Annotated in this window: 23 protein-coding genes; 18 read left to right on the top strand and 5 right to left on the bottom strand. The window is 60.0% G+C overall.

Features of this window, described 5'->3' with window-relative positions; genetic code table 11:
* Positions 1-62: 62 nt before the first annotated feature.
* Positions 63-401: a hypothetical protein gene (locus C4J86_RS25455; RefSeq protein ID WP_124372220.1), complete on the bottom strand. Its 339-nt coding sequence runs from the start codon at positions 399-401 to the stop codon at positions 63-65.
* Positions 402-528: 127 nt separating this feature from the next.
* On the opposite strand from C4J86_RS25455, the gene C4J86_RS25450 reads away from it, so the two are divergent.
* The gene (locus C4J86_RS25450) at positions 529-999 is read left to right on the top strand and encodes an Lrp/AsnC family transcriptional regulator (RefSeq protein ID WP_124364881.1); all 471 of its coding nucleotides are present in this window, start codon (positions 529-531) and stop codon (positions 997-999) included.
* A 102-nt stretch (positions 1,000-1,101) separates the two neighbouring features.
* Here C4J86_RS25450 and C4J86_RS25445 read toward each other — a convergent pair whose 3' ends face one another.
* Positions 1,102-2,469, bottom strand: coding sequence for an inorganic triphosphatase (locus tag C4J86_RS25445; RefSeq protein ID WP_124372219.1), 1,368 nt, complete (start codon positions 2,467-2,469; stop codon positions 1,102-1,104).
* Positions 2,470-2,626: 157 nt separating this feature from the next.
* On the opposite strand from C4J86_RS25445, the gene argE reads away from it, so the two are divergent.
* From argE to C4J86_RS25395, 10 genes are all read left to right on the top strand, one after another.
* Positions 2,627-3,775 (top strand): acetylornithine deacetylase, encoded by a 1,149-nt coding sequence (gene argE, locus C4J86_RS25440; protein ID WP_124372218.1) that lies wholly within the window; start codon positions 2,627-2,629, stop codon positions 3,773-3,775.
* Between the two features lie 136 nt (positions 3,776-3,911).
* Positions 3,912-5,210, top strand: coding sequence for an amino-acid N-acetyltransferase (gene argA, locus C4J86_RS25435; RefSeq protein ID WP_124364878.1), 1,299 nt, complete (start codon positions 3,912-3,914; stop codon positions 5,208-5,210).
* A gap of 639 nt (positions 5,211-5,849) precedes the next feature.
* Complete coding sequence (locus C4J86_RS25430; RefSeq protein WP_124372217.1) at positions 5,850-7,223, top strand: OprD family porin; 1,374 nt, start codon at positions 5,850-5,852, stop codon at positions 7,221-7,223.
* A gap of 271 nt (positions 7,224-7,494) precedes the next feature.
* The gene (locus C4J86_RS25425; protein WP_015886425.1) at positions 7,495-8,133 is read left to right on the top strand and encodes a peroxiredoxin; all 639 of its coding nucleotides are present in this window, start codon (positions 7,495-7,497) and stop codon (positions 8,131-8,133) included.
* 307 nt (positions 8,134-8,440) lie between these two features.
* Positions 8,441-9,034, top strand: a complete 594-nt coding sequence (gene ssuE / locus C4J86_RS25420; protein WP_124364877.1) for an NADPH-dependent FMN reductase — start codon at positions 8,441-8,443, stop codon at positions 9,032-9,034.
* A 93-nt stretch (positions 9,035-9,127) separates the two neighbouring features.
* Positions 9,128-10,096 (top strand): sulfonate ABC transporter substrate-binding protein, encoded by a 969-nt coding sequence (locus tag C4J86_RS25415; protein WP_124364876.1) that lies wholly within the window; start codon positions 9,128-9,130, stop codon positions 10,094-10,096.
* Positions 10,097-10,121: 25 nt separating this feature from the next.
* Positions 10,122-11,270 carry an FMNH2-dependent alkanesulfonate monooxygenase gene (gene ssuD, locus C4J86_RS25410; protein ID WP_124364875.1) on the top strand — a complete coding sequence of 383 codons (1,149 nt, stop codon included), beginning with the start codon at positions 10,122-10,124 and terminating at the stop codon, positions 11,268-11,270.
* A gap of 9 nt (positions 11,271-11,279) precedes the next feature.
* Positions 11,280-12,068: an aliphatic sulfonate ABC transporter permease SsuC gene (gene ssuC / locus C4J86_RS25405; RefSeq protein WP_124372216.1), complete on the top strand. Its 789-nt coding sequence runs from the start codon at positions 11,280-11,282 to the stop codon at positions 12,066-12,068.
* Positions 12,065-12,871: an aliphatic sulfonates ABC transporter ATP-binding protein gene (gene ssuB / locus C4J86_RS25400; RefSeq protein ID WP_124368748.1), complete on the top strand. Its 807-nt coding sequence runs from the start codon at positions 12,065-12,067 to the stop codon at positions 12,869-12,871. The genes ssuC and ssuB overlap by 4 nt, the downstream gene beginning before the upstream one ends.
* Positions 12,872-12,888: 17 nt before the next feature.
* On the top strand, positions 12,889-13,104 hold the full coding sequence (locus tag C4J86_RS25395; RefSeq protein ID WP_003176783.1) for a molybdopterin-binding protein: 216 nt from the start codon (positions 12,889-12,891) through the stop codon (positions 13,102-13,104).
* A 134-nt stretch (positions 13,105-13,238) separates the two neighbouring features.
* Here the strand turns inward: C4J86_RS25395 and C4J86_RS25390 are convergent, their stop codons facing one another.
* A complete protein-coding gene (locus C4J86_RS25390) occupies positions 13,239-13,868 on the bottom strand; it encodes a TetR/AcrR family transcriptional regulator (RefSeq protein ID WP_124372215.1) in 630 nt (209 codons plus the stop codon).
* A 231-nt stretch (positions 13,869-14,099) separates the two neighbouring features.
* Positions 14,100-15,476 carry a glutamine synthetase family protein gene (locus tag C4J86_RS25385; RefSeq protein WP_124364871.1) on the bottom strand — a complete coding sequence of 459 codons (1,377 nt, stop codon included), beginning with the start codon at positions 15,474-15,476 and terminating at the stop codon, positions 14,100-14,102.
* A 610-nt stretch (positions 15,477-16,086) separates the two neighbouring features.
* Here C4J86_RS25385 and C4J86_RS25380 point away from each other — a divergent pair.
* The 7 genes from C4J86_RS25380 (at position 16,087) to C4J86_RS25350 (ending at position 24,464) form a co-directional block, all read left to right on the top strand.
* Positions 16,087-17,445 (top strand): glutamine synthetase family protein, encoded by a 1,359-nt coding sequence (locus tag C4J86_RS25380; RefSeq protein ID WP_124372214.1) that lies wholly within the window; start codon positions 16,087-16,089, stop codon positions 17,443-17,445.
* Between the two features lie 58 nt (positions 17,446-17,503).
* Complete coding sequence (locus C4J86_RS25375) at positions 17,504-18,868, top strand: aspartate aminotransferase family protein (RefSeq protein WP_124372213.1); 1,365 nt, start codon at positions 17,504-17,506, stop codon at positions 18,866-18,868.
* A gap of 192 nt (positions 18,869-19,060) precedes the next feature.
* On the top strand, positions 19,061-20,155 hold the full coding sequence (locus C4J86_RS25370; RefSeq protein WP_124372485.1) for a polyamine ABC transporter substrate-binding protein: 1,095 nt from the start codon (positions 19,061-19,063) through the stop codon (positions 20,153-20,155).
* 208 nt (positions 20,156-20,363) lie between these two features.
* Positions 20,364-21,458: a polyamine ABC transporter substrate-binding protein gene (locus C4J86_RS25365; RefSeq protein WP_124372212.1), complete on the top strand. Its 1,095-nt coding sequence runs from the start codon at positions 20,364-20,366 to the stop codon at positions 21,456-21,458.
* A 65-nt stretch (positions 21,459-21,523) separates the two neighbouring features.
* Entirely contained in the window at positions 21,524-22,666 is a 1,143-nt protein-coding gene (locus C4J86_RS25360; protein ID WP_003176776.1) for an ABC transporter ATP-binding protein, read from the top strand.
* Complete coding sequence (locus C4J86_RS25355; protein WP_057014223.1) at positions 22,663-23,583, top strand: ABC transporter permease subunit; 921 nt, start codon at positions 22,663-22,665, stop codon at positions 23,581-23,583. The genes C4J86_RS25360 and C4J86_RS25355 overlap by 4 nt, the downstream gene beginning before the upstream one ends.
* Entirely contained in the window at positions 23,580-24,464 is an 885-nt protein-coding gene (locus C4J86_RS25350) for an ABC transporter permease subunit (RefSeq protein ID WP_124364867.1), read from the top strand. The genes C4J86_RS25355 and C4J86_RS25350 overlap by 4 nt, the downstream gene beginning before the upstream one ends.
* Before the next feature lie 120 nt (positions 24,465-24,584).
* Here C4J86_RS25350 and C4J86_RS25345 read toward each other — a convergent pair whose 3' ends face one another.
* Positions 24,585-25,223: an HD domain-containing protein gene (locus C4J86_RS25345; protein ID WP_124372211.1), complete on the bottom strand. Its 639-nt coding sequence runs from the start codon at positions 25,221-25,223 to the stop codon at positions 24,585-24,587.
* Positions 25,224-25,465: the final 242 nt, after the last annotated feature.

The following is a 25,465-nucleotide window of genomic DNA, read 5'->3' as shown; positions in this document are numbered from 1 at the left end:
TCGGGTGTAATTCCAGGCTAGCCAGCTTCTGAAAATCCTCCTTGTGCGTGTATTGCAGGTTTTTACCGCGACGTTGCGGCCACGGCTTGAAGCCGCGCGCAGTCAGCCGGCCGCAGCTCCAGGGAACACACGCTGATCAGGTTTCGAATCTTTTCACCGATCACCTGGGCGCGGTGCCAGCTCAGGCCGCCCATCATGATGTCGATGCGCAGCAGGTCGTCTTCCCTGTTCACGCTCACCTGACTGGGCGTGAGAAATTGCAGCGCGAAGTAATTCAACACCCGACACAGCACGTCCGGCTCCGCCTCCGCGACGATCCGATAATGCGCCTCGCAGTGAAGGCTATCGACGGCCCATGCATCGGCGCGGGTAACAGAGTGAGCGGTTTCGACGGCGTGCATGCTGATTCTCCAAATTCGACTGAAGAAATTTTTACACGCAGCGGCTGAGATTTCTTATCTAAAATCGAACAGATTGGCAGATAATCGAATCAATCAATTCAGCGTAATCAACTTATAAGGTATTTCTATGCAAAGCGAACTGGACGCTTATGACCGTCGTATCCTGGCCCTGCTCCAAGAGGACGCTTCGCTCTCCAGCGCACAGATCGCCGAGCAGGTCGGCCTCTCGCAGTCACCATGCTGGCGGCGTATTCAGCGGCTCAAGGAGGATGGCGTGATCCGTGGCCAGGTCACCTTGCTGGACCGCAAGAAAATCGGCCTCAACACGCAGATTTTCGCCGAGGTCAAACTCAACGCCCACGGTCGGTCCAACTTCACCGAGTTTACCGAGGCGATTCGTGGCTTTCCGGAAGTGCTGGAGTGTTATGTGCTGATGGGCGCGGTGGATTTTCTATTGCGTATTGTTGCGTCGGACATCGAGGCGTACGAGCGGTTTTTCTTCGACAAGTTGTCGATGGTGCCGGGGATTCAGGAGGTTAATTCGATTGTGGCGTTGTCGGAAATAAAATCCACAACCAGCCTGCCAGTATTGCGCTAGCAGGTCCGGCCCTATCGGGAGCAAGCCCCCTCCCACAGTTGACCGAGTTCCTACTTTGGAATGCAGTTATATGTGGGAGGGGGCTTGCCCCCGATGGCGATATCACAGACGCAGAAGCATCTTCCAGGCACGATTCTGATAAACCGCAATCGCCTGGTGCATCCGCGCGTCCAGCGACTCATCGGTGATCGGTTGGTTAGCCAGGTGCGCCAGCTTGTTCAGTTCGCCGTACAAACGGTCCAGTTCCGGAATATCCACCACCTGACGGGCATGGTGCAGCCAGGCCTGGATGCGCTCGATACGCGGCAGTTGCTCGGCCAGGTCTTCCGGCTGTTGCTGGTAGCGCGGCAGTTGCAGGGCAACGGCGTCGTCGGCCAGCAGGCGCGGTAGCCAGTTGGTGATTTGCGCAGCGCCCTGGCGGTTGCCGCGCACGTTACGCTCGGCGGTCCAGGTGCGGGCCAGCAGCCAGCGCGAGGTGTTCAGGGAGAACAGGCCCCAGCGCACGTCCTGCAGCTCTTCAACGAACTGCTCCGGCGCGGCTTTGCGGATGTCTTCATCGTCGTCACCGGCCTGGACCAGCGGGCGCCAGTCTTCCAGCAACGCATCCAGGACACTGCGCAATTCGCTGGTGGATTGACGCGGCGCGGCTTGGCCGAGACTGCCGATCAGCGCGCGCAATTCACCGAGGGTCTCGACCCAGTCCTGCAGCAAGCGCCAGTGGCCATTGAAGCGATATTGCTCGGCCAGGCGCTGGCTGCTGCCCAGCAAGTGCCACATGATTGCGGCGAAGGCATCGTCCAGCGGCATTTCGGCGTGGATCTGCGGTGCCGGCAGGCTCAAGGAATAGCTGCTGGCGTCGTACAGGCGATAGCCACGTTCGGCCTTGCTGATGTCACAGGGCATCAGCGCCAGGGTCGCGGCCAGTTCGGCGGCCAGTTCCAGCAGGGCGGCCGGTTCGCCTTCGCGCAGTTCCAGTTCCAGCTCGCAGATTTCTTCCTTCTGCTTGCCGACCACCACGTGGCCCAGGTCCAGGGCGGCTTCGATCACTACCTTGGCCTTGCCGCGACCCCAGGCGATTTCGGCGCGCTCGCGCACGAAGTCGGTGGTGAAGATCGGCTTGAGGGTCTTTTTGTCCAGCTCGGCCAGTTGCTCGGGCCAGCATTCGCCGTCGAGTTTCTTCACGTCGAGCTTGGCCTTGGGCAGGTCCCAGTTGTATTCGTTACGTTCCGACAAACCGGCGACGCTCTGGCCACGGGTCTTGAGGGTCTGGATGATGCTGTCACCGTCCTTGCGCAAGCGCAGGGCCACCTTGGCCTGGGCCAGGTCGCGCTCGGGGGTGTCGAAGTACTGATTCATCAACTCACGGCGTTCCCAGCCACTTTTGTTGCGTTTTTTCAGTAGCGGGTGCTCACGCAGCGCGGCGAGTGTTTCGCGGCTGACACGGAGCTTGATTTCGGTTTCTTTCTGCATGGCCGGAAAATCCAGGATCGGGAGCGCAGCCGGGGAAAAGTGTGGCTGCCAAGGTCGTGCAGTGTACAGGACTGAGCCCGGCAACGTGCCGCAACGGTTTATTGTGTCGTGCAGATGGCTCTATAGTGGGGTTCATCCGGGAAGTTGGAGACCGCGCATGCCGTTACCGTCCATGAAAGAGCAGTTCGCCGCGTTGATTGCCGCGCCGTCGGTCAGTTGCACTCAAGCGTCGCTGGACCAGACCAATCGCCCGGTGATCGACCTGCTCGCCACCTGGCTGGGCGACCTGGGCTTCTCCATCGACATCCAGCAGGTCAGCCCTGGCAAGTTCAACCTGTTGGCAAGTTTCGGCAGTGGCCCCGGTGGCCTGGTGCTGGCTGGCCATAGCGACACGGTGCCCTACGACGCGGCACTGTGGGAAACCGACCCGCTCAAGCTGACAGAAGTCGACGGCCGCTGGGTAGGATTGGGCAGTTGCGACATGAAGGGTTTTTTTGCGCTGGCGATTGAAGCGGTGCTGCCGCTGCTGGACCAACCGTTCAAGCAACCGCTGCTGATCCTCGCCACCTGCGATGAAGAAAGCTCGATGTCCGGTGCCCGCGCACTGGCCGAGGCGGGGCGGCCATTGGGCCGGGCGGCGGTGATCGGCGAACCGACCGGCCTCAAGCCGGTCCGCCTGCACAAAGGCGTGATGATGGAGCGCATCGACATTCTTGGCCGCAGCGGCCATTCGTCGGACCCAAGCCTTGGTCACAGCGCCCTTGAAGCCATGCACGACGCCATCGGCGAACTGCGCGGCCTGCGCCTTGCCTGGCAGCGCGAATACCGCAACCCGCAGTTCAGCGTGCCGCAGCCGACCCTGAACTTCGGCTGCATCCATGGCGGCGACAACCCCAACCGCATCTGTGGCCAATGCTCCCTGGAGTTCGACCTGCGTCCCTTGCCGGGCATGGACCCTGCGGTGCTGCGCGCCGCCATCCGGCAAAAACTCGAGCCCCTGGCCGAGCGGCATAAGGTCAGGATCGATTACGCGCCGCTGTTCCCGGAAGTACCGCCCTTCGAGCAGCCGGAAGACGCCGAGTTGGTGAGGGTGGCGGAACGTTTGACCGGCCACCGTGCCGAAGCAGTGGCGTTCGGCACCGAAGCGCCTTATCTTCAGCGCCTTGGTTGCGAAACCCTGGTGCTCGGCCCTGGCGATATCGCCTGTGCGCACCAGCCGGGTGAATACCTCGAAATGTCACGCTTGACGCCTACAGTGCGTCTATTGCGGGAACTGATCGAACATTACTGCCTGAAACCTGCATAAATTAACCCCTGCCTGTTCGTACATAGAAAGGAGAGTGAGCGTGTCGCCAAGCCTGTTCCGACGATAACCATCAGCCCGCTGTGCGCTTTCACGATTGATCCTTTTTTGGCTGCTTTTTATTACAGGCCCAGGTGTTATGCCCGACTACGTTAATTGGCTTCGTCACGCTTCGCCCTACATCAATGCCCACCGCGACTGCACCTTTGTGGTCATGCTGCCTGGCGATGGGGTGGAACACCCGAACTTCGGCAATATCGTCCACGACCTGGTGCTGTTGCACAGCCTGGGTGTGCGACTGGTGCTGGTGCACGGCTCGCGTCCGCAAATTGAAGCGCGCCTTGAAGCGCGCGGCCTTACCCCGGCTTATCACGAAGGTTTGCGCATTACCGATGCGGCGACGCTCGAGTGCGTGATCGACGCGGTGGGGCAGTTGCGTATTGCCATCGAAGCGCGCTTGTCCATGGACATGGCATCATCGCCCATGCAGGGCTCGCGCCTGCGGGTGGCCAGCGGCAACCTGGTGACCGCGCGGCCAATTGGTGTGCTCGAAGGCGTGGACTATCACCACACTGGCGAAGTGCGCCGGGTCGACCGCAAGGGCATCAACCGGCTGCTGGACGAGCGCTCCATCGTACTGCTGTCGCCGTTGGGTTATTCGCCCACCGGTGAGATTTTCAACCTGGCCTGCGAAGACGTTGCCACCCGTGCCGCCATCGACCTGGGCGCCGACAAATTGCTGCTGTTTGGTGCCGACCTGGGCCTGATCGATGAAAACGGCCGACTGGTGCGTGAGTTGCGTCCGCAGCAAGTGCCGGCGCACCTGCAGCGCCTGGGCAGCAACTATCAGGCCGAGCTGCTCGATGCCGCCGCCGAAGCCTGTCGTGGTGGGGTGGGGCGCAGCCATATTGTCAGCTACGTCGAAGACGGCGCCTTGCTCACCGAACTGTTCACCCGCGACGGCGGCGGTACGCTGGTCGCCCAGGAGCAATTCGAACTGGTGCGCGAAGCGGCGATTGAAGACGTCGGCGGTTTGCTCGACCTGATCAGCCCGCTGGAAGAGCAGGGCATTCTGGTGCGTCGTTCCCGGGAAGTGCTCGAGCGTGAGATCGAGCAGTTCAGCGTGGTCGAGCGTGAAGGCATGATCATCGCCTGCGCGGCGTTGTATCAGATCGCCGATTCGGATGCGGGTGAGCTGGCATGCCTGGCGGTGAACCCGGAATACCGCCATGGCGCACGCGGCGATGTATTGCTCGAGCGCATCGAGACCCGTGCCCGGGCCCAGGGCCTGAAGACTTTGTTTGTCCTCACCACCCGCACCGCCCACTGGTTCCGTGAACGCGGCTTTGTACCAAGCAGCGTGGACCGCCTGCCGTCGGCGCGGGCGTCGCTGTACAACTATCAGCGCAACTCGAAAATTTTCGAGAAGCCTTTGTAAACCCACTCCAGCAACACTACCTAACCAAATGTGGGAGGGGGCTTGCCCCCGATAGCAGTGGGTCAGTTAACTGATAAGTCGCTGACAGACCGCAATCGGGAGCAAGCCCCCTCCCACATTCGAGACCTGCCCCTTCAAAAACTTCCCCAAGGCTTCAGAACCTTTCATTCGTGCCGATACGATAAAAAGGCCGTCGCGTTGACATCAAAAGAAACTAATCCCGATACAAAAACTGTAACAAATTGACGGGAGGATGTGCCTTTGGCCATGATGGCGTCGCCTTTTTGATCGTGGGTGACGTATGCAGCAGAACGTCAACATTAAGCGATCTAAAAAAGTGCTGATAAATACCCTTTAGGAATTAGCTCGTGGGATGGTCTGTCTAGCCTGACCAGCCCGATGCGTGAATGCGCTTATTCCTGAATCGTATGAAAAAGAATGAAACAATTCTTTTTGGGTGTATGAAAAACTCATTACCCTGCAGGGACCAAATCAACTGCGATTAGACGAAGGTAGTAGACACATAAGGTTGCGATTGACTTGGTAGTCACTATCTGGCGCTAATCGCGCATCTGTGGATCGAGGGCGTCAGACCCGAGACCAAAGAAATACAAAAATTAGAAATGAGAGGAGCGGTACATGAAGAAGTCCACCTTGGCTGTGGCTGTAGCTTTGGGCGCCATCGCCCAGCAAGCAGGCGCTGCCGGTTTCATCGAAGACAGTAAAGTAACGCTGGGTCTGCGTAACTTCTACATCAACACCGACAACCGCGATTCGGCCGCTGGCACTGCAGCCAACAAGCGTGCCGGTGTGCAAAACAAGCAGGAAGAATGGGGCCAGGGCTTCGACCTGCGCTTCATCTCCGGTTACACCCAAGGCACCGTAGGCTTCGGTCTCGACGCTATCGGCCTGCTGGGTGTTCGCCTGGACTCCGGCGGCGGCACCAACGGCGCCACGGCGAGCTCCTACGGTGGCACCGTGTTCCCGAGCAAGTCCAATGGCGAAGCCGTTGATAACTACTCGAGCCTGGGCCTGACTGCCAAAGCCAAGATCTCCCAGACTGAACTGAAGCTGGGTACGCTGCAGCCAAAGCTGCCGGTCATCGTGACCAACGACGGTCGTCTGCTGCCGCAGACCTTCCAGGGTGGCCAGATCACCAGTAACGATGTCTACAAAGACCTGACGCTGGTTGCCGGTCAGATCGAAAAAGCCAAGGGCCGTAACTCCAGCAACGTCGACAACCTGTCGATCGCCGGTGCCAACTCCCGTGGTGCAAGCTGGCGCGACAGCAACAAATTCTACTACGCCGGTGGTGACTACAAGATCACCAAGGACCTGACTGCCCAGTACTACTACGGCAATCTGGAAGACTTCTACAAGCAGCACTTCCTGGGCCTGACCCATAACTGGGCCATCGGTCCTGGCGTACTGAAGTCTGACCTGCGTTATTTCAACAGCTCGGATGACGGCAAGAACGGCCACGAGTCGGCTTACTTCTCCTCGGGCAACTACAGCGGCGTGAACTCCGGTCGTGGCAAGGTCGATAACAACCTGTACAGCGGCCTGTTCCTGTACACCGTTGCCGGTCACACCTTCGGTGGTGGTTACCAGGTCAGCAACGGCAGCAGCGACTTCCCTTGGTTGAACCAGGGTGACGGCTCGTCGGCTTACCTGACCACTGACATGCAAATCGCCAAGTTCGCCCGTGCTGGCGAACGTACCTGGCAAGCTCGCTACTCCTACGACTTCGCCAAGGTTGGCGTGCCTGGCTTGACCGCCGGTGTCGTGTACCTCAAAGGCACCGACATCGATACCGTCAACGGTAGCCGTGCCGAGTTCACCGGCCAGTCCGAGTGGGAACGTGACATTACGGTTGCGTACGTTGTTCCAGAAGGCGTGTTCAAGAACGTCGGCGTTGCCTGGAAAAACGCTATGTGGCGCAACGATGTTGCTGCCGCGCGCGATCAGGACGAAAACCGTGTAATCGTCAGCTACACCTACGCGTTCAAGTAACTGCTTAAAGCCTTGCCCGGCGCAATGCCGGGCAAGGTTGTTGCTTTCAAGTCGGGCTCAACCCCCGCAAGCCCTTCCTGAAGTCCCTCTTGGTACAGCGTCTCAAGGCCTTCTCGAACCTTGAAAACGATGTTGATCCTCGTCCGCTCCCAAGTCCAATGAACAGATTTTTATATTCTTTTATCGTCTAGATAAATCGATATTTATTCTTTTTAAAATCCTCCCAAACCCTGCACAGTGGGCTCCATAAGCACTCATCAGGAGCCCCACCATGAGCCTAAGACTGGGCGACATCGCCCCCGACTTCGAACAGGATTCCAGCGCCGGCAAGATTCGTTTCCACGAATGGCTGGGTGATAGCTGGGGTGTGCTGTTCTCTCACCCGGCGGACTTTACCCCGGTGTGCACCACCGAACTGGGCTTCACCGCCAAACTCAAGGATGAATTCGCCCAGCGAGGCGTCAAGGCCATCGCTTTGTCGGTTGACCCGGTGGACTCGCACCACAAGTGGATCGAAGACATCAACGAAACCCAGAACACCGTCGTCAATTTCCCGATCCTGGCCGATGCCGACCGCAAGGTCTCGGACCTCTACGACCTGATCCATCCCAACGCCAGTGACACCCTCACTGTGCGCTCCCTGTTCGTGATCGACCCGAACAAGAAAATCCGCCTGACCATTACCTACCCGGCCAGCACCGGCCGTAACTTCCACGAAATCCTGCGGGTGATCGACTCGCTGCAGCTGACCGACAACCATAAGGTCGCCACTCCCGCCAATTGGCAGGACGGTGATGAGGTGGTGATCGTGCCGTCGCTCAAGGACGAGGAAGAGATCAAGAAACGCTTTCCCAAGGGCTATAGGGCAGTGAAGCCATACCTGCGGCTTACCCCGCAACCCAATCGTTAACACAGGACCCATGTGGGAGGGGGCTTGCTCCCGATTGCGGTGGGTCAGTCAATGCACTTGTTACTGAAAGACCGCTATCGGGAGCAAGCCCCCTCCCACATTTTCACCGTTCACATAGCAGGGGTTTTTCAGGCCGTTTCGACGGCCTTTTTTTTCGCCTGGCGATCTGTTTATCTCATATGTTTTTATGGAATAAACAAATGAATAAATAAGATTTAAAGATATATAAATCTACTGCTAAGGTCTGTTCCATCTTGGCGCCATCGCCACACAGCGAACCGCCGACACTTGCTCAAGGAATACTTGCATGCTGGTCGTAACACTTGGAGGCAGTCCCAGTCAGCGTTCCCGCTCCGGGGTCTTGCTGGAGAAAACCCGTCAATGGCTGCAGGACCAGGGCGTGGAAGTGGTGAGTTACCAGATCCGCGACTTTCCGGCTGAAGACCTGCTGCACGCACGGTTCGACAGCCCCAAGGTCATCGACCTGTTGCAGCAAGTGGCGAATGCCGATGGTCTGGTGATCGCCACGCCGGTGTACAAGGCGTCGTTCTCCGGTGCCTTGAAGACCGTACTCGACCTGCTGCCCGAGCGCGCCCTGGCCCACAAGGTGGTCTTGCCGATGGCCACCGGCGGCAGCATCGCGCACATGCTGGCGGTGGATTACGCCCTCAAGCCCGTGCTGTCGGCGCTCAAAGCGCAGGAATTGCTCCATGGGATCTTTGCCGAAGACAGCCAGATCGCCTACGGCGAAGGCAGTGCCCAGGCGCAATTGGTGCCCGTGCTCGAACAGCGCTTGCACGAAGCTCTGGAGCAGTTTTACAGCGCCATGGCCCGCCGCCCGAAACCGCTCGACCCGCATGTACTCAATGAACGCCTGTTGAGTGCTCGCTGGAGCATTTAAGCCTTACCCGACATCTGGAAACACTCACCTTACTCAGCCGCCAACGGCCAAGCAGGTGCCGCCAATACCCTAATCGCACATTTGGAGAGCGCCATGCGCACTGTCATTTTGCGTCGCGGTCTGGTCGCACTGTTTGCTGCGGCTGTGTCCTTCGGCGCCATCGTTCAAGCCCACGCCGCAGAAACCCTGCGCATCGGTTACCAGAAATACGGCACGCTGGTGCTGCTCAAGGCCAAGGGCACCCTGGAGAAACGCCTGGCAGCCCAGGGCGTGCAGGTGCAATGGACCGAATTCCCCGGTGGCCCGCAATTACTCGAGGGCCTGAACGTCGGCTCCATCGACTTTGGCGTCACCGGCGAAACCCCACCCGTGTTCGCCCAGGCCGCCGGTGCGGATCTGCTTTACGTGGCCTACGAGCCGCCCGCGCCGACCAGTGAAGCGATCCTGGTACCCAAGGATTCGACGATCAAAACGGTGGCCGAGCTCAAGGGCAAGAAGATCGTGCTGAACAAAGGCTCCAACGTGCACTACCTGCTGGTTCGTGCGCTGGAAGACGCCGGCCTTGCCTACACCGACGTGAAAACCGTGTTCCTGCCGCCCGCCGATGCCCGCGCCGCCTTCGAACGCGGCAGTGTGGACGCCTGGGTGATCTGGGACCCGTACCAGGCCGCCGCCGAGAAACAACTGCAAGCGCGCACCCTGCGCGACGGCACCGGCATCGCCGACAACCACCAGTTTTACCTGGCGACCAAGCCCTACGCCGAACAGCACCCAGAAGTGATCAAGGCGCTGGTGGAAGAAGTGCGCGCCGTGGGCGAATGGTCCAAGGCCAACCCGCAGGAAGTGACGGACCAGGTCGCGCCGTTGCTCGGCCTGCCCGCTGATATCACCCTGACCTCGGTGAAACGCCAGGGCTACGGGGCGCTGTTCCTGACGCCCGAAGTGGTCGCGGCCCAGCAGAAAATCGCCGACAGCTTCTACCAGCTCAAATTGATTCCCAAGCCCTTGAGCATCAAGGACGTGATCTGGACCCCACCCGCCTCGGTTGCCAAAGCGCCGTAATCCGACTTCTTCAGGAGACAACTCCATGAGCCTCAATATTTTCTGGTTCCTGCCTACCCACGGCGACGGTCATTACCTTGGCACCGCCGAAGGCGCTCGCGCCGTCGATCACGGTTACCTGCAACAAGTAGCCCAGGCCGCTGACCGCCTGGGCTTCGGTGGGGTGTTGATCCCCACCGGGCGCTCTTGCGAAGACTCGTGGCTGGTGGCTGCCTCGCTGATTCCGGTGACCCAGCGTTTGAAATTTCTGGTTGCGCTGCGCCCCGGGATTATTTCCCCGACGGTGGCCGCGCGCCAGGCGGCGACCCTGGACCGCCTGTCCGGTGGCCGTGCGCTGTTCAACCTGGTGACCGGTGGTGACCCGGAAGAACTGGCCGGCGACGGCTTGTTCCTCAGTCACGAAGAGCGCTACCAGGCGTCGGTGGAATTCACGCGCATCTGGCGTCGCGTGCTGGAAGGCGAGACCGTGGATTACGACGGCGAGCACATCAGCGTCAAAGGCGCCAAGTTGCTCTACCCGCCAATCCAGCAGCCACGCCCGCCGCTGTATTTCGGCGGTTCGTCCGAAGCGGCCCAGGACCTGGCAGCCGAACAGGTGGAAATGGTACTGACCTGGGGCGAACCCCCGGCAGCGGTGGCGGAAAAAATCGAACAAGTACGGGCCAAGGCCGCCAAGCTTGGGCGCACTCTGCGCTTTGGTATTCGCTTGCATGTGATCGTGCGTGAAACCAACGAGGAGGCGTGGAAAGCCGCCGATAAACTGATCTCCCACTTGGACGACGAAACCATCGCCCGCGCCCAGGCGTCCCTGGCGCGCTTCGATTCGGTGGGCCAGCAGCGCATGGCGGCCTTGCATGGCGGCAGTCGCGACAACCTGGAAGTCAGCCCCAATCTGTGGGCCGGGGTCGGCCTGGTGCGCGGCGGTGCGGGCACTGCGCTGGTGGGCGATGGCCCAACGGTTGCGGCACGGGTCAAGGAATACGCAGACCTGGGCATCGACACCTTTATCTTCTCCGGTTATCCCCACCTGGAAGAGTCGTATCGGGTCGCGGAACTGCTGTTCCCGCACCTGGATATCGAACGTCCCGAACTGCCGAAAAGCGCCGGCTACGTCAGCCCGTTCGGCGAGATGGTGGCCAACGACATCCTTCCCAAAGCTGCGTCGCAGAGCTGAGGGGGCGCCATGAACCTGGAAAAAATCAGCCATCGCGTAGCGCCCTGGGTGCTGCCGATTCTATTGCTGGCGGTGTGGCAGTTGTCGGTGACGGCAGGTTGGTTGTCGACGCGCATTCTTCCGGCGCCCAGTGCGGTCATCGAGGCTGGCATCAACCTGGTCCGCAGCGGCGAAATCTGGACGCACCTGGCGATCAGCGGCTGGCGCGCGGGCCTGGGCTTTGTGATCGGTGGCAGCATCGGCCTGGCCCTGGGCTTTATCACCGGCCTGTCGAAGTGGGGCGAGCGTCTGCTGGACAGCTCGGTGCAGATGATCCGCAACGTGCCGCACCTGGCGCTGATTCCCTTGGTGATCCTGTGGTTCGGGATTGACGAGACCGCGAAGATTTTCCTGGTGGCCCTGGGCACGTTGTTCCCGATCTACCTGAACACTTACCACGGCATCCGCAACGTCGACCCGGCGCTGGTGGAAATGTCGCGCAGCTACGGCTTGTCCGGCTTCAGCCTGTTCTGGCAAGTGATCCTGCCGGGCGCGTTGCCGTCGATCCTGGTGGGCGTGCGCTTTGCCCTGGGCTTTATGTGGTTGACGCTGATCGTGGCGGAAACCATCTCGGCCAGTTCCGGCATCGGTTACCTGGCGATGAACGCCCGCGAGTTCCTGCAGACCGACGTGGTGGTGCTGGCCATCGTCATGTACGCGATCCTCGGTAAGCTGGCCGACCTGGCGGCGCGAGGCCTGGAACGGGTGTGGCTGCGCTGGCACCCGGCGTATCAAGTGAATAAGGGAGGTGCGGCATGACGGCTCAACAACCCCCGCGCCTGCTCAAGGGCATCCCCCTGGCGGTGCGCAAATTGCGCAAATCCTTTGGCGCTCGCGAAGTGCTCAAGGACATCGACCTGCATATCCCGGCCGGCCAATTCGTGGCGGTGGTCGGCCGCAGCGGCTGTGGCAAAAGTACCTTGCTGCGCCTGCTGGCGGGGCTGGACAAGGCCAGTGGCGGCGAGCTGCTGGCGGGCTCCGCGCCGCTGCATGAGGCAATCGAAGACACGCGGCTGATGTTCCAGGAAGCGCGCTTGCTGCCGTGGAAAAAGATCATCGACAACGTCGGCCTGGGCCTTACGGGCAACTGGCGCCCCAAGGCGTTGCAAGCGCTGGAGGCGGTGGGCCTGGCCGAGCGCGCCGAGGAGTGGCCGGCAGCCTTGTCCGGTGGCCAGAAACAGCGCGTCGCGTTGGCGCGGGCCTTGATTCACCAGCCGCGCCTGTTGCTGCTTGACGAACCGCTGGGCGCGCTGGATGCCCTGACACGTATCGAGATGCAGCAACTGATCGAAAACCTGTGGCGCAAACACGGCTTTACCGTGCTGCTGGTCACCCATGACGTCAGTGAAGCCGTGGCGATTGCCGACCGGGTCATCCTGATCGAAGACGGCGAAATCGGCCTGGACCTGATGGTGGACCTGCCCCGTCCCCGCGCCCGTGGCTCACATCGCCTGGCCGCGCTGGAAGCCGAAGTGCTCAACCGCGTGCTGTCGCTGCCCGGCTCACCGCCGGAACCCGAACCTGTTTCACCGCTGCCGACGCAATTGCGTTGGGCTCAATAACTCGCAGAGGAAAAATCATGACTATCAAAGCCATCAACGTGCGTAACCAGTTCAAAGGCACCATCAAGGAAATCGTGGTGGGCGACGTGTTGTCGGAAATCGATGTGCAGACGGCGTCCGGCATCGTCACCTCGGTGATCACCACTCGCTCGGTCAAGGAGCTGGAGTTGGTGATTGGCAGTGAAGTGATTGCCTTCGTGAAATCGACCGAGGTGTCGATCGCCAAACTGTGAGTGTTTGAGTTGATCGTTCCCACGCTCTGCGTGGGAATGCCGCCTGGGACGCTCCGCGTCCCGCTGCATAAAAGTGACGCAGAGCGTCACGGGATGCATTCCCACGCAGAGCGTGGGAACGATCATTAGAAGACTCAGCGCTTGGGCAAATACACCGGCAAATAAAGCCCCACATACGCATCAAACACCCGCATCCCTTCCTCCGCCATGCGCGGCGTGATCTGCCCATGCTGATACACCGAACGCGCATACACGCGGTCACTGAGCTCCAATGCCAGGGCAAACACATCCACATCGCTGGGTAGCGTCGGCACTTCGAAGTGGCGATTGAACACGTCGAGCATCAGATCCCCCAATTCCAGGTCATGCTGACGATCCGCCTGGGTGACTTCGGTCAAGCCATGCTGGGCCAGGATCAACTGGCGGGCTGCGGCATCATTGCTGTAGACGGTGAGCATGCGCTGCTCGACGATGCAGGACAGGTCGCGCCAGGTCTGGAGCGAGTCATGTTCGATGGGCGCCTGGATGGCCGCGCGGAAGGCTGCGTGCACATCCGCCGTCAATGCCTCCAATAACGCCGGCACGCCGGCGAAAAAGTGGTACACCGACGAGGGCGGGATCTGCGCCCGTTCGGCCACGCTGTAGATCGACAGGCCGGCCACGCCTTCGGCCGCCAGCAAGGCGCGGGCGGCGTCCAGGATCGCGTCGATCCGGGCCTGGCTGCGGGCGCGGGGTTTGCGAGGGGCGGCGGGGCGGGGGGGCATGGAAGTCTCCTACAGGGCAGCGGGCATTGTATGAGCAGGAAGGTGTGTTGTCTGCCCAGCCGCTATCGGGAGCAAGCCCCCTCCCACACTTGACCGAGTTCCAACTTTGGAATGCAGTCAAATGTGGGAGGGGGCTTGCTCCCGATGCTGCCAACGCGGTCCCTCAGAAGAAACCCATAAAAAACGCCGCAGGCCATAAGCTCTGCGGCGCTCTTTTTCTGCAGCCGCTGTTTAAACGGTATGCAGATACCAGTTGTACTCAAGGTCGGAGATGGAGTGTTCGAACTCTTCCAGCTCACTTTCCTTACAGGCGACGAAGATATCGATGTATTTAGGATCGATGTACTTGGCCATCACCTCGCTGTCATCCAGCTCGCGCAGGGCATCGCGCAGGTTGTTCGGCAGGCTTTGTTCGTTCTGCTCGTAGCTGTTGCCTTCCACGGGAGCGCCCGGTTCGATCTTGTTGGTCAGACCGTGGTGCACGCCTGCCAGGACCGAAGCCATCAGCAGGTAAGGGTTGGCGTCGGCGCCCGCCACGCGGTGTTCGATACGCACGGAGTCGGCAGTGCCGGTCGGTACGCGAATCGCCACGGTGCGGTTGTCCAGGCCCCAGCACGGCGAGTTCGGCACGTAGAACTGTGCGCCGAAACGACGGTAGGAGTTGACGTTGGGGCACAGGAACGCCATCTGGGCGGGCAGGGTCTCGAGCACACCGCCGATCGCGTGACGCAATGCGGCGTTCTGCTCGGGATCCTCGCTGGCAAAGATGTTCTTGCCGTCCTTGTCCAGAATGGAGATGTGTACGTGCAAACCGTTGCCTGCCTGGCCTGGGTAAGGCTTGGCCATGAAGGTGGTGTCCATCTCATGGTCGTAGGCGATGTTCTTGATCAGGCGCTTGAGCAGTACCGCGTAGTCGCATGCCTTGATCGGGTCGGCGACGTGGTGCAGGTTCACTTCGAACTGCGCCGGGGCACTTTCCTTGACGATGGCGTCGGCCGGGATGCCTTGCTCTTTGGCACCTTCCAGAATGTCCTGGAGGCAGTCGACGTATTCGTCGAGGTCGTCGATCAGGTAGACCTGTGTCGAATGCGGGCGTTTGCCGGAAATCGGCGAGCGAGGCGGTTGTGGCCGGCCGTTCACGTTCTCCTGGTCGATCAGGTAGAACTCAAGTTCGAAGGCGGCGCAGATGGTCAGGCCCATGTCGTCGAACTTGCTCACGACTTGGCGCAGCACTTCGCGCGGATCGGCGAAGAAGGGTTCGCCTTCCAGTTCGTGCATGGTCATCAGCAGTTGCGCGGTGGGGCGCTTTTGCCAGGGCTCATTGCACAGGGTGTCGGGGATTGGATAACAGATTCGGTCAGCATCACCGATGTCCAGGCCCAGGCCGGTGCTTTCCACCGTAGAGCCGTTGATATCCAGGGCAAATAAAGAGGCAGGCAGGTTAATGCCCTTCTCGTAAACCTTGTGGAGGCTGGTGCGTTCGATGCGCTTACCGCGCACCACACCATTCATATCCGCAATTAGAAGGTCTACGTACAGAACCTCAGGATGATCCTTAAGGAACGCGTTCGCTTCGTTAAGCTGAACGGCACGCGGGGGTACCGACATGATGCAACACCTTTGTTGTTAAAAATATCAATCATTGATCTTTTCTGGTTTCAGTCAACCCGAACGGCATGCCGAAGTCAAGCGAGGCCTTTTTTGCCCTGAAAAAGCGCCAGGGCGCCTTTTTTGGGGCTTTTTGGGGCGGTTTTTTGGGTTTGAGGGTCTTGGGACCTGCAGGCTTGAGCGGGCCGTGTTGTATTTTTTACGGGGGTGTTGTGTAAAAAAATGAACAAGGCTAAGCTCGATTCAAACCCATAACAGCAATAATACCGGGGTGCTTCATGTCTCGCCTGCCGCCAACTGGCGTCTTGGCCTGCTTCAGCCAGGCTGTGTGTTCCGTTTATTCCTGCAGCGTGTATCCCTGCGCACCGGCCAATATTCTTGACGCTTGGGCCGACCCTCTCTTTTTCCCTTCGTTTGTCTCGACGCTGCCCCTCGGCAGCGCCAATGCAGAGTGCTGCTCATGATTCTGCACAAGTTTGGCGTGAGGAATGCAACGCTGCAGCAAATGGCAGGTAAGCTCCTACCCTGAGTGAACAAAACGACGCGGATGCTGCGTCAACCAACGCCTGGCCTTTTAATGGATGCCAGGAAACCCAGCCCAGAGGCATTTATGAGTAACAACCTCGACCAGCTCACCGATTGGTTGAAAGACCACAAGATCACAGAAGTCGAATGCATGATTGGCGACCTCACCGGTATCACCCGGGGCAAGATCTCGCCGACCAACAAGTTCATCGCCGAAAAAGGCATGCGCCTGCCCGAGAGCGTTCTGCTGCAGACCGTGACCGGCGACTATGTCGAAGACGACATCTATTACGAATTGCTCGACCCGGCCGACATCGACATGATCTGCCGCCCCGACCAGAACGCGGTATTCCTGGTGCCCTGGGCCATCGAGCCGACCGCCCAGGTGATCCACGACACCTACGACAAGCAAGGCAACCCGATCGAGCTGTCGCCGCGCAACGTGCTCAAGAAGGTCCTCAAGCTCTACGCCGACCGCGGCTGGCAGCCCATCGTGGCGCCGGAGATGGAGTTCTACCTGACCAAGCGCTGCGAAGACCCGGACTTCCCGCTGCAACCGCCCATCGGTCGCTCCGGTCGCCCGGAGACGGGCCGCCAGTCCTTCTCTATAGAAGCCGCCAACGAATTCGACCCACTGTTCGAAGACGTCTACGACTGGTGCGAGCTGCAGGAACTGGACCTCGACACGCTGATCCACGAAGACGGCACCGCGCAGATGGAAATCAACTTCCGTCACGGCGATGCGCTGTCCCTGGCCGACCAGATCCTGGTGTTCAAGCGCACCATGCGTGAAGCGGCGCTCAAGCACAACGTGGCCGCCACCTTCATGGCCAAGCCGATGACCGGCGAGCCCGGCAGCGCGATGCACTTGCACCAGAGCATTATCGAGATCGCCACCGGCAAGAACGTCTTCTCCAATGAAGACGGGAGCATGAGCCAACTGTTCCTCAATCACATCGGCGGCCTGCAGAAATTCATCCCCGAATTGCTGCCTTTATTCGCGCCCAACGTGAACTCGTTCCGCCGCTTCCTGCCCGACACCTCGGCGCCGGTGAACGTGGAATGGGGCGAAGAAAACCGCACCGTGGGCCTGCGCGTACCGGATGCCGGCCCGCAGAACCGCCGCGTGGAAAACCGCTTGCCGGGTGCCGATGCCAACCCGTACCTGGCGATTGCCGCCAGCTTGCTGTGTGGCTACATCGGCATGGTCGAAGGCCATAACCCGAGCGCACCCGTGGTGGGTCGTGGCTACGAGCGACGCAACCTGCGCCTGCCGTTGACCATCGAAGACGCGCTGGAACGCATGGAAAACAGCAAGACCATCGAGAAATACCTGGGTCAGAAGTTCATCACCGGCTACGTCGCGGTCAAGCGGGCCGAGCATGAAAACTTCAAGCGCGTGATCAGTTCGTGGGAGCGGGAATTCCTGCTCTTTGCCGTCTGATGCGCCGGGCGCGCTGCTGGAGCAGCGCGCCCCCACCTGAAATGTCTAGGAGATCGGTATGTCCAGCAACAACCCGCAAACCCGTGAATGGCAAGCCTTGAGCAATGATCACCACCTGGCGCCGTTCAGCGACTTCAAGCAATTGAAAGAGAAAGGCCCAAGGATCATCACCAAAGCCCACGGCGTTTACCTGTGGGACAGCGAAGGCAACAAGATCCTCGACGGCATGGCCGGCCTGTGGTGCGTGGCGATCGGCTACGGTCGCGATGAACTGGCAGACGCCGCCGCCAAGCAGATGAAAGAACTGCCGTACTACAACCTGTTCTTCCAGACCGCTCACCCGCCGGTACTCGAGCTGGCCAAAGTCATTTCCGAAGTCGCACCCGCGGGCATGAACCACGTGTTCTTCACCGGTTCCGGCTCCGAAGGCAACGACACCATGTTGCGCATGGTCCGCCACTACTGGGCGATCAAAGGCCAGCCCAACAAGAAAACCATCATCAGCCGCAAGAATGGCTACCACGGCTCCACCGTGGCCGGCGCCAGCCTGGGCGGCATGACCTACATGCATGAACAGGGTGACTTGCCGATTCCGGGCATCACCCACATCGCCCAACCGTACTGGTTTGGCGAAGGCGGCGACATGAGCCCTGAAGAATTCGGGATCTGGGCCGCCAACCAGTTGGAAGAAAAGATCCTGGAGCTGGGCGTGGACACGGTCGGTGCGTTTATTGCCGAGCCGATCCAGGGCGCGGGCGGCGTGATCGTGCCGCCCGACAGCTACTGGCCGCGCATCAAGGAAATCCTCGCCAAGTACGACATCCTGTTTGTCGCCGACGAAGTGATCTGCGGTTTCGGTCGTACCGGCGAGTGGTTCGGCAGCGATTTCTACGACCTCAAGCCCCACATGATGACCATCGCCAAAGGCCTGACCTCGGGCTACGTGCCCATGGGCGGCCTGATCGTGCACGACGATGTGGTGGCCGTGCTCAACGAAGGCGGCGATTTCAACCACGGTTTCACCTACTCCGGGCACCCGGTGGCGGCGGCGGTGGCCCTGGAAAACATCCGCATCCTGCGCGATGAAAAAATCGTTAACCGTGTACACGACGAAACGGCACCGTATTTGCAGAAACGTCTGAGGGAACTGGCGGACCATCCACTGGTGGGTGAAGTGCGCGGCGTGGGCATGCTCGGTGCAATCGAGCTGGTGCAGGACAAGGCCACGCGCAAGCGTTACGAAGGGAAGGGCGCGGGCATGATCTGCCGCACGTTCTGCTTCGAGAATGGCCTGATCATGCGCGCCGTGGGCGACACCATGATCATTTCGCCGCCGCTGGTGATCAGCCAGGCCGAAATCGACGAACTGGTGACCAAGGCCCGCCAGTGCCTGGACCTGACTTTGGCGGCATTGCAGGGCTAAGTGCTAGGCTCAGTGCGCAGCGGCTTTCGGGTGCTGCGACTGTGTAGATAAATGTGGGGGCCGGTTGAAAGCGGGCCCCCGAACTTGCCAGACTGTCGTCCTGTTTTGTTGCCCTTTGGCTGGGCCCGAAACACATACAACTTGCGGCCCCAAAAAGAAAAATCGGAGCATCACCCAATGAAGGCATTAGGTTTGAAGAACGCTGGCAAGACCCTCCTCGCCTTGTCCCTGATGGGCGCAGTGGCGAGCGCGGCCCAGGCGGACAATAAAGTGCTGCACGTCTATAACTGGTCCGACTACATTGCACCGGACACCGTCGCCAACTTTGAAAAAGAGTCGGGCATCAAGGTGGTGTACGACGTGTTCGACAGCAACGAGACCCTGGAAGCCAAGTTGCTGGCGGGCAAGTCCGGCTATGACATCGTCGTACCGTCGAACAACTTCCTGGCCAAACAGATCAAGGCCGGTGTCTACCAGGAGCTGGACACGTCCAAGTTGCCCAATTACAGCAACCTGAACAAATCCCTGCTTAAAGCCGTGTCGGTCAGCGATCCGGACAACAAGCACGCCTTCCCGTACATGTGGGGCTCGATTGGTATCGGCTACAACCCGGAGAAGGTCAAGGCCGCGCTGGGCGTGGACAAGATCGAGTCGTGGGATGTGCTGATGAAGCCGGAGAACATCGCCAAGCTGAAAAGCTGCGGCGTGAGCTTCCTCGACTCGCCGACCGAAATGCTGCCGATCGCGCTGCATTACCTGGGCCTGCCGACCGACAGCCAGAAGAAGCCCGACCTCAAGCAAGCAGAAGACCTGTTCCTGAAAATCCGCCCTTCGATTGGCTACTTCCACTCGTCCAAGTACATCTCGGACCTGGCCAACGGCAACATCTGCGTGGCCGTGGGTTATTCGGGTGACATCCAGCAGGCCAAGTCCCGTGCGGCTGAAGCCGGTGGCAAAGTCAAAGTGGCCTATGACATTCCGAAAGAAGGCGCCGGCAGTTTCTTCGACATGGTCGCCATCCCGAAAGATGCTGAAAACGTCGAGGCCGCCTACGCATTCATGAACTACCTGCTCAAGCCGGAAGTCATGGCGTCGATCACCAACAGCGTGCGCTTCCCGAACGGCAACGAGAAGGCCACCGCGCTGGTCGACAAAGACATCACCAGCGACCCGGGCATCTACCCGTCGGCAGAAGTGCAGGCCAAGCTCTACGCGATTGCCGACTTGCCGGCTGCGACCCAGCGTGAAATGACGCGCAGCTGGACCAAGATCAAATCCGGTAAATAAGCCTTAAAACCTGTGGGAGGGGGCTTGCCCCCGATGGCGTTGCATCAGAAACACATGTGCAAGCTGACACCCCGCCATCGGGGGCAAGCCCCCTCCCACACATTAAATGAAAGAAAGTTTTGCCGGATCGGTTTATCGAGGGTAAGTTGCGCGCCGGTTTTGTTGCCGGGCAACAACTCTAGGGCCAACTATTTAAGAGGACCTCCACTTGCCAATTTCTTTATTTCGCAAAGCCTTGCTGGTGGGTGCAGGTATCACGCTGGCTGTCAGCGTGCAGGCCGCACCGACCGTGCATGTTTATAACTGGTCGGACTACATCGGCCCCGACACATTGGCCAACTTCGAAAAGGCCACCGGCATCAAGCCCGTCTATGACGTGTTCGATTCCAACGAAACCCTGGAAGGCAAGCTGCTCGCCGGGCGTACCGGTTACGACGTGGTGGTGCCGTCCAACCACTTCCTGGGCAAGCAGATCAAGGCCGGGGCGTTCCAGAAGCTGGATAAGTCCCTGCTGACCCATTACGCCAACCTCGACCCGGCATTGCTCAAGCGTCTTGAGAAAAATGATCCGGGCAATGCCTACGCCGTGCCGTACCTGTGGGGCACCAACGGCATCGGTTACAACGTCGACAAAGTGAAGGAGGTGCTGGGCGTCGACAAGATCGACTCCTGGGCCATGCTGTTCGAACCGGAAAACATGAAGAAGCTCGCCACCTGCGGCGTTTCGTTCATGGACTCGGCCGATGAAATGCTGCCGGCCGTGCTCAACTACATGGGCCTGGACCCGAACAGCACCAACCCGGCCGACTACAAGAAGGCCGAGGAAAAACTGCTGAAAGTACGGCCCTACGTGACCTACTTCCATTCCTCCAAATACATCTCGGACCTGGCCAACGGCAATATCTGCGTGGCAGCCGGTTTCTCCGGTGATGTGTTCCAGGCCAAGGCCCGCGCAAGCGAGGCGGGCAAAGGCGTGAACATCGCCTACGCGATTCCCAAGGAGGGCGGCAACCTGTGGTTTGACGTGCTGGCGATCCCCAAGGACGCTGCCAATGTCAAAGAGGCTCACGCCTTCATCAACTATTTGCTGCAACCTGAAGTGATCGCTCAGGTCAGTGATTACGTCGGTTATGCCAACCCTAACCCCGGGGCGGACAAACTGATGGAGCAATCGATACGCACCGACGCAGCGGTTTACCCACCGCAGGCGGTTCTCGACCGGACATTCGTCAACTTCGAGCTACCCCCGAACGTGCAGCGTTTAATGACCCGTAGCTGGACCAAGGTCAAGACGGGCAAGTAAGGCTCAAACTATTCAAGGTTCGCCTGCACCGGGCGAGCTGTACTCTTTTTTTGGGAGTTTCGTAAATGGCAGTTGCCTCCGGCGCCTATAAGAAAGCCCTCGAGGGCGACCAGACACCGAAAAAGGTGTTGGTCAAAATCGACCGGGTCACGAAGAAGTTCGACGAGACGATTGCGGTGGACGATGTGTCCCTGGAAATCAAGAAAGGCGAGATCTTCGCCTTGCTCGGCGGTTCGGGTTCGGGCAAGTCCACCTTGCTGCGCATGCTCGCGGGCTTCGAGCGCCCGACCGAAGGCCGCATCTATCTCGACGGTGTGGACATCACCGACATGCCGCCCTACGAGCGGCCGATCAACATGATGTTCCAGTCCTACGCCTTGTTCCCGCACATGACCGTGGCACAGAACATCGCTTTCGGCCTGCAACAGGACAAGATTCCCAAGGCTGAAGTCGACGCTCGCGTGGCCGAGATGCTCAAGCTGGTGCAGATGAGCCAGTACGCCAAGCGCAAGCCGCACCAGTTGTCCGGCGGCCAACGCCAGCGTGTGGCCCTGGCCCGTTCCCTGGCCAAGCGCCCGAAACTGCTGCTGCTCGATGAGCCGATGGGCGCCCTCGACAAGAAGCTGCGCTCTCAGATGCAGCTGGAGCTGGTCGAGATTATCGAGCGCGTCGGCGTGACCTGTGTGATGGTGACCCACGACCAGGAAGAGGCCATGACCATGGCCGAGCGCATCGCCATCATGCACTTGGGCTGGATCGCCCAGATCGGCAGCCCGATCGACATCTACGAAACGCCCACCAGCCGCCTGGTGTGCGAGTTCATCGGCAACGTCAATATCTTCGACACCCAAGTGGTGGACGACGCCGAAGGCCACGCCGTGCTCAAGTGCCCGGACCTGGACCGCGATATCTACGTGGGCTACGGCATCGCCACCGCAGTGGAAGACAAGTCGGTGACTTACGCCATCCGCCCGGAAAAACTGCTGGTCACAACAGAAATGCCGACCTGCGAGCACAACTGGTCCAGCGGCAAAGTCCACGACATCGCCTACCTGGGCGGCCACTCGGTGTTCTATGTGGAGCTGCCGAGCGGCAAGCTGGTGCAGTCCTTCGTCGCCAACGCCGAACGCCGTGGCCAGCGCCCAACCTGGGGCGACCAGGTCTACGTCTGGTGGGAAGACGACAGCGGCGTGGTACTTCGCTCATGAACATGAAGAAATTCAAGCGGCGCTTGGATCGCATCGTGCCCAGTGGCAAGCAGGTGGTCATCGGGATTCCCTTCCTCTGGCTGTTCCTGTTTTTCGCACTGCCGTTTTTCATTGTGCTGAAAATCAGCTTTGCCGAAGCCGATGTAGCGATTCCGCCCTACACCGAGATCTACACCTACGTTGAGCAAAAGCTGCAAGTGGTGCTGAACCTGGCCAACTACAGCTTGCTGGCGGGCGATGAGCTCTACATCGCCGCGTACCTGGGCTCGCTGAAGATGGCCTTTTTCAGCACGCTGCTGTGCCTGCTCATCGGCTACCCGATGGCCTACGCCATCGCCACCGCGCGCAAGGAAATGCAAACGGTGCTGGTGCTGTTGATCATGATGCCGACCTGGACCGCGATCCTGATCCGCGTCTATGCGTGGATGGGCATTCTCAGCAACAACGGTTTGCTCAACGGCTTCCTGATGTCCATGGGGCTGATCAACGAACCGCTGCAGATCCTCAACACCAACATCGCGGTATATATCGGCGTGGTCTATTCGTACCTGCCGTTCATGATCCTGCCGCTGTACGCCAACCTGGTCAAGCACGACCAGAGCCTGCTGGAAGCCGCATCGGACCTGGGTTCGAGCACCTTCAACAGCTTCTGGAAAATCACCGTGCCGCTGTCCAAGAACGGCATCATCGCAGGCTGCATGCTGGTGTTTATCCCGGTGGTGGGTGAGTTCGTGATTCCTGAACTGCTCGGCGGCCCGGAAACCCTGATGATCGGTAAAGTGCTGTGGCAAGAATTCTTCAACAACCGTGACTGGCCGGTGGCCTCTGCATTGGCCGTGGTGATGCTGGCGATCCTGATCGTGCCGATCATCCTGTTCAACCGCAGCCAGGCCAAAGAGCTGGAGGGCAAGATATGAAACGCTTTCGTTTCTCCAGCTTCATGCTGGTCGTGGGGTTGTTGTTCATCTACCTGCCGATGCTGATCCTGGTGATCTACTCGTTCAACGAATCCAAGCTGGTGACGGTGTGGGGCGGTTGGTCGATCAAGTGGTACGTGGGCCTGCTGGACAACACCCAGTTGATGGGCTCGGTGGCGCGTTCCCTGGAAATCGCCTGCTACACGGCGGTGGCGGCGGTGGCGCTGGGTACGCTGGCGGCGTTCGTGCTGACACGCATCAGCCAGTTCAAGGGCCGTACGCTGTTCGGCGGCCTGGTCACGGCGCCGTTGGTGATGCCGGAAGTGATCACCGGCCTGTCGCTGTTGCTGCTGTTCGTGGCCATGGCGCAGATGATCGGCTGGCCCCAGGAGCGTGGCATTGTCACCATCTGGATCGCCCACACCACCTTCTGCGCGGCGTATGTGGCGGTGGTGGTGTCGGCACGCTTGCGTGAACTGGACCTGTCGATCGAGGAAGCGGCGATGGACCTGGGGGCGCGGCCGTGGAAGGTGTTCTTCCTGATCACCATCCCGATGATCGCGCCATCGCTGGCGGCGGGCGGCATGATGTCGTTCGCGCTGTCGCTGGATGACCTGGTACTGGCCAGCTTCGTCTCGGGCCCGGGTTCGACGACCTTGCCGATGGAAGTGTTCTCGGCCGTGCGCCTTGGGGTCAAACCTGAGATCAACGCGGTGGCCAGCCTGATTCTGCTGGCGGTGTCGCTGGTGACCTTTCTGGTGTGGTTCTTCAGCCGTCGGGCCGAGGAGCATCGCAAGAAAGCAATCCAGCAAGCGATTGAAGAAGCGGCGGCGGATGGCTGGAAACAGCCGGACGCGCGCCGGGCGCCCGCACCGGTCTGAAGCCTGGTGAGATCCAAATGTGGGAGGGGGCTTGCCCCCGATTGCTGAGTGTCAGTCACCGCACCTGTTGACTGACCCACCGCCATCGGGAGCAAGCCCCCTCCCACATTTGATTGCATTTCAAGTCCAGGGTGAGGTGCGAATCACCTCCACAAAATTCATCGGCTTGAACCCCGGCTCCTGATCCACCAGCACGTCGGTCTTGACGTTGCCAAACGTGGTCTGCGGGCGATGACGCAAGCCATCGGCGAACGCGCAGATGATGCATTCCTTGAATCCCTCACCGCGTGGATGCGCATGCACCACCGCTTCGCGCTGCACGTTGCTGAACGCGGCGTAGTCCAGGCCCAACACGTCCATCTCCACCCCTGCCGTCACCAGCGCCACGGTCGGGCGCAGATGCTGCGGCACGCCCGGCGTGGTGTGCAGGGCAATGGACAGCCATACCTGTTCGATATCGTCATCACTGAGCCCATAAGGCTTGAGGAAAGCGGCCGCCGCGTTGGCGCCGTCCACTTCGAAGCGTTCGTCGGCGCTGCGATGGCCTTCCACCAGGCCGAGGTCGTGGAACATTGCGCCGACGTACAGCAACTCCGGGTTGTACGCCATCTGCTTGCGCTCACCGCTCAATGCGCCGAACAGGAATACCCGGCGGGAGTGGTGGTAGAGCAGGTCGGACTCGATGTCGCGGATGTATTCCGTGGTGGCCCTGGCCAGGGCGCTGTCTGGGATCTTGATACCGGCGATGGTGGTGCTCATGGGGGTTCTCCTCTGGGAAGCATCCAGTCTGGTCGTGCTTGCGTGTGAGGGCTATGGCGACGAGGGAGCGATCCCGGCCAATGTGTCGACACATCGTGCCAAGGCAAAATCGGCTAGGGTAAGGCCTGCGACAATCCAAATGTGGGAGGGGGCTTGCTCCCGATGGCGGTGGGTCAGTCATACATGTATTGACTGACACGGCCTCATCGGGAGCAAGCCCCCTCCCACAGGGTTCTGTGTTT

Source organism: Pseudomonas sp. R2-7-07 (assembly GCF_003852355.1).
In the GTDB taxonomy this organism is placed as follows: domain Bacteria; phylum Pseudomonadota; class Gammaproteobacteria; order Pseudomonadales; family Pseudomonadaceae; genus Aquipseudomonas.
Note: the sequence above shows the minus strand (reverse complement) of the source record. Positions and strands in the feature narration are given on the sequence as shown.

Bases quoted from the DNA above. Each gene is read 5' to 3' on its own strand.
- C4J86_RS25355 (WP_057014223.1), top strand. From the start codon at position 22,663: ATGAACATGAAGAAATTCAAGCGGCGCTTGGATCGCATCGTGCCCAGT.
- ssuC (WP_124372216.1), top strand. From the start codon at position 11,280: ATGAACCTGGAAAAAATCAGCCATCGCGTAGCGCCCTGGGTGCTGCCG.
- C4J86_RS25360 (WP_003176776.1), top strand. From the start codon at position 21,524: ATGGCAGTTGCCTCCGGCGCCTATAAGAAAGCCCTCGAGGGCGACCAG.
- ssuB (WP_124368748.1), top strand. From the start codon at position 12,065: ATGACGGCTCAACAACCCCCGCGCCTGCTCAAGGGCATCCCCCTGGCG.
- C4J86_RS25350 (WP_124364867.1), top strand. From the start codon at position 23,580: ATGAAACGCTTTCGTTTCTCCAGCTTCATGCTGGTCGTGGGGTTGTTG.
- C4J86_RS25395 (WP_003176783.1), top strand. From the start codon at position 12,889: ATGACTATCAAAGCCATCAACGTGCGTAACCAGTTCAAAGGCACCATC.
- ssuE (WP_124364877.1), top strand. From the start codon at position 8,441: ATGCTGGTCGTAACACTTGGAGGCAGTCCCAGTCAGCGTTCCCGCTCC.
- C4J86_RS25445 (WP_124372219.1), bottom strand. From the start codon at position 2,469: ATGCAGAAAGAAACCGAAATCAAGCTCCGTGTCAGCCGCGAAACACTC.
- argA (WP_124364878.1), top strand. From the start codon at position 3,912: ATGCCCGACTACGTTAATTGGCTTCGTCACGCTTCGCCCTACATCAAT.
- C4J86_RS25345 (WP_124372211.1), bottom strand. From the start codon at position 25,223: ATGAGCACCACCATCGCCGGTATCAAGATCCCAGACAGCGCCCTGGCC.
- C4J86_RS25430 (WP_124372217.1), top strand. From the start codon at position 5,850: ATGAAGAAGTCCACCTTGGCTGTGGCTGTAGCTTTGGGCGCCATCGCC.
- C4J86_RS25415 (WP_124364876.1), top strand. From the start codon at position 9,128: ATGCGCACTGTCATTTTGCGTCGCGGTCTGGTCGCACTGTTTGCTGCG.
- C4J86_RS25385 (WP_124364871.1), bottom strand. From the start codon at position 15,476: ATGTCGGTACCCCCGCGTGCCGTTCAGCTTAACGAAGCGAACGCGTTC.
- C4J86_RS25390 (WP_124372215.1), bottom strand. From the start codon at position 13,868: ATGCCCCCCCGCCCCGCCGCCCCTCGCAAACCCCGCGCCCGCAGCCAG.
- C4J86_RS25375 (WP_124372213.1), top strand. From the start codon at position 17,504: ATGTCCAGCAACAACCCGCAAACCCGTGAATGGCAAGCCTTGAGCAAT.
- ssuD (WP_124364875.1), top strand. From the start codon at position 10,122: ATGAGCCTCAATATTTTCTGGTTCCTGCCTACCCACGGCGACGGTCAT.
- C4J86_RS25380 (WP_124372214.1), top strand. From the start codon at position 16,087: ATGAGTAACAACCTCGACCAGCTCACCGATTGGTTGAAAGACCACAAG.
- C4J86_RS25425 (WP_015886425.1), top strand. From the start codon at position 7,495: ATGAGCCTAAGACTGGGCGACATCGCCCCCGACTTCGAACAGGATTCC.
- C4J86_RS25455 (WP_124372220.1), bottom strand. From the start codon at position 401: ATGCACGCCGTCGAAACCGCTCACTCTGTTACCCGCGCCGATGCATGG.
- C4J86_RS25450 (WP_124364881.1), top strand. From the start codon at position 529: ATGCAAAGCGAACTGGACGCTTATGACCGTCGTATCCTGGCCCTGCTC.
- argE (WP_124372218.1), top strand. From the start codon at position 2,627: ATGCCGTTACCGTCCATGAAAGAGCAGTTCGCCGCGTTGATTGCCGCG.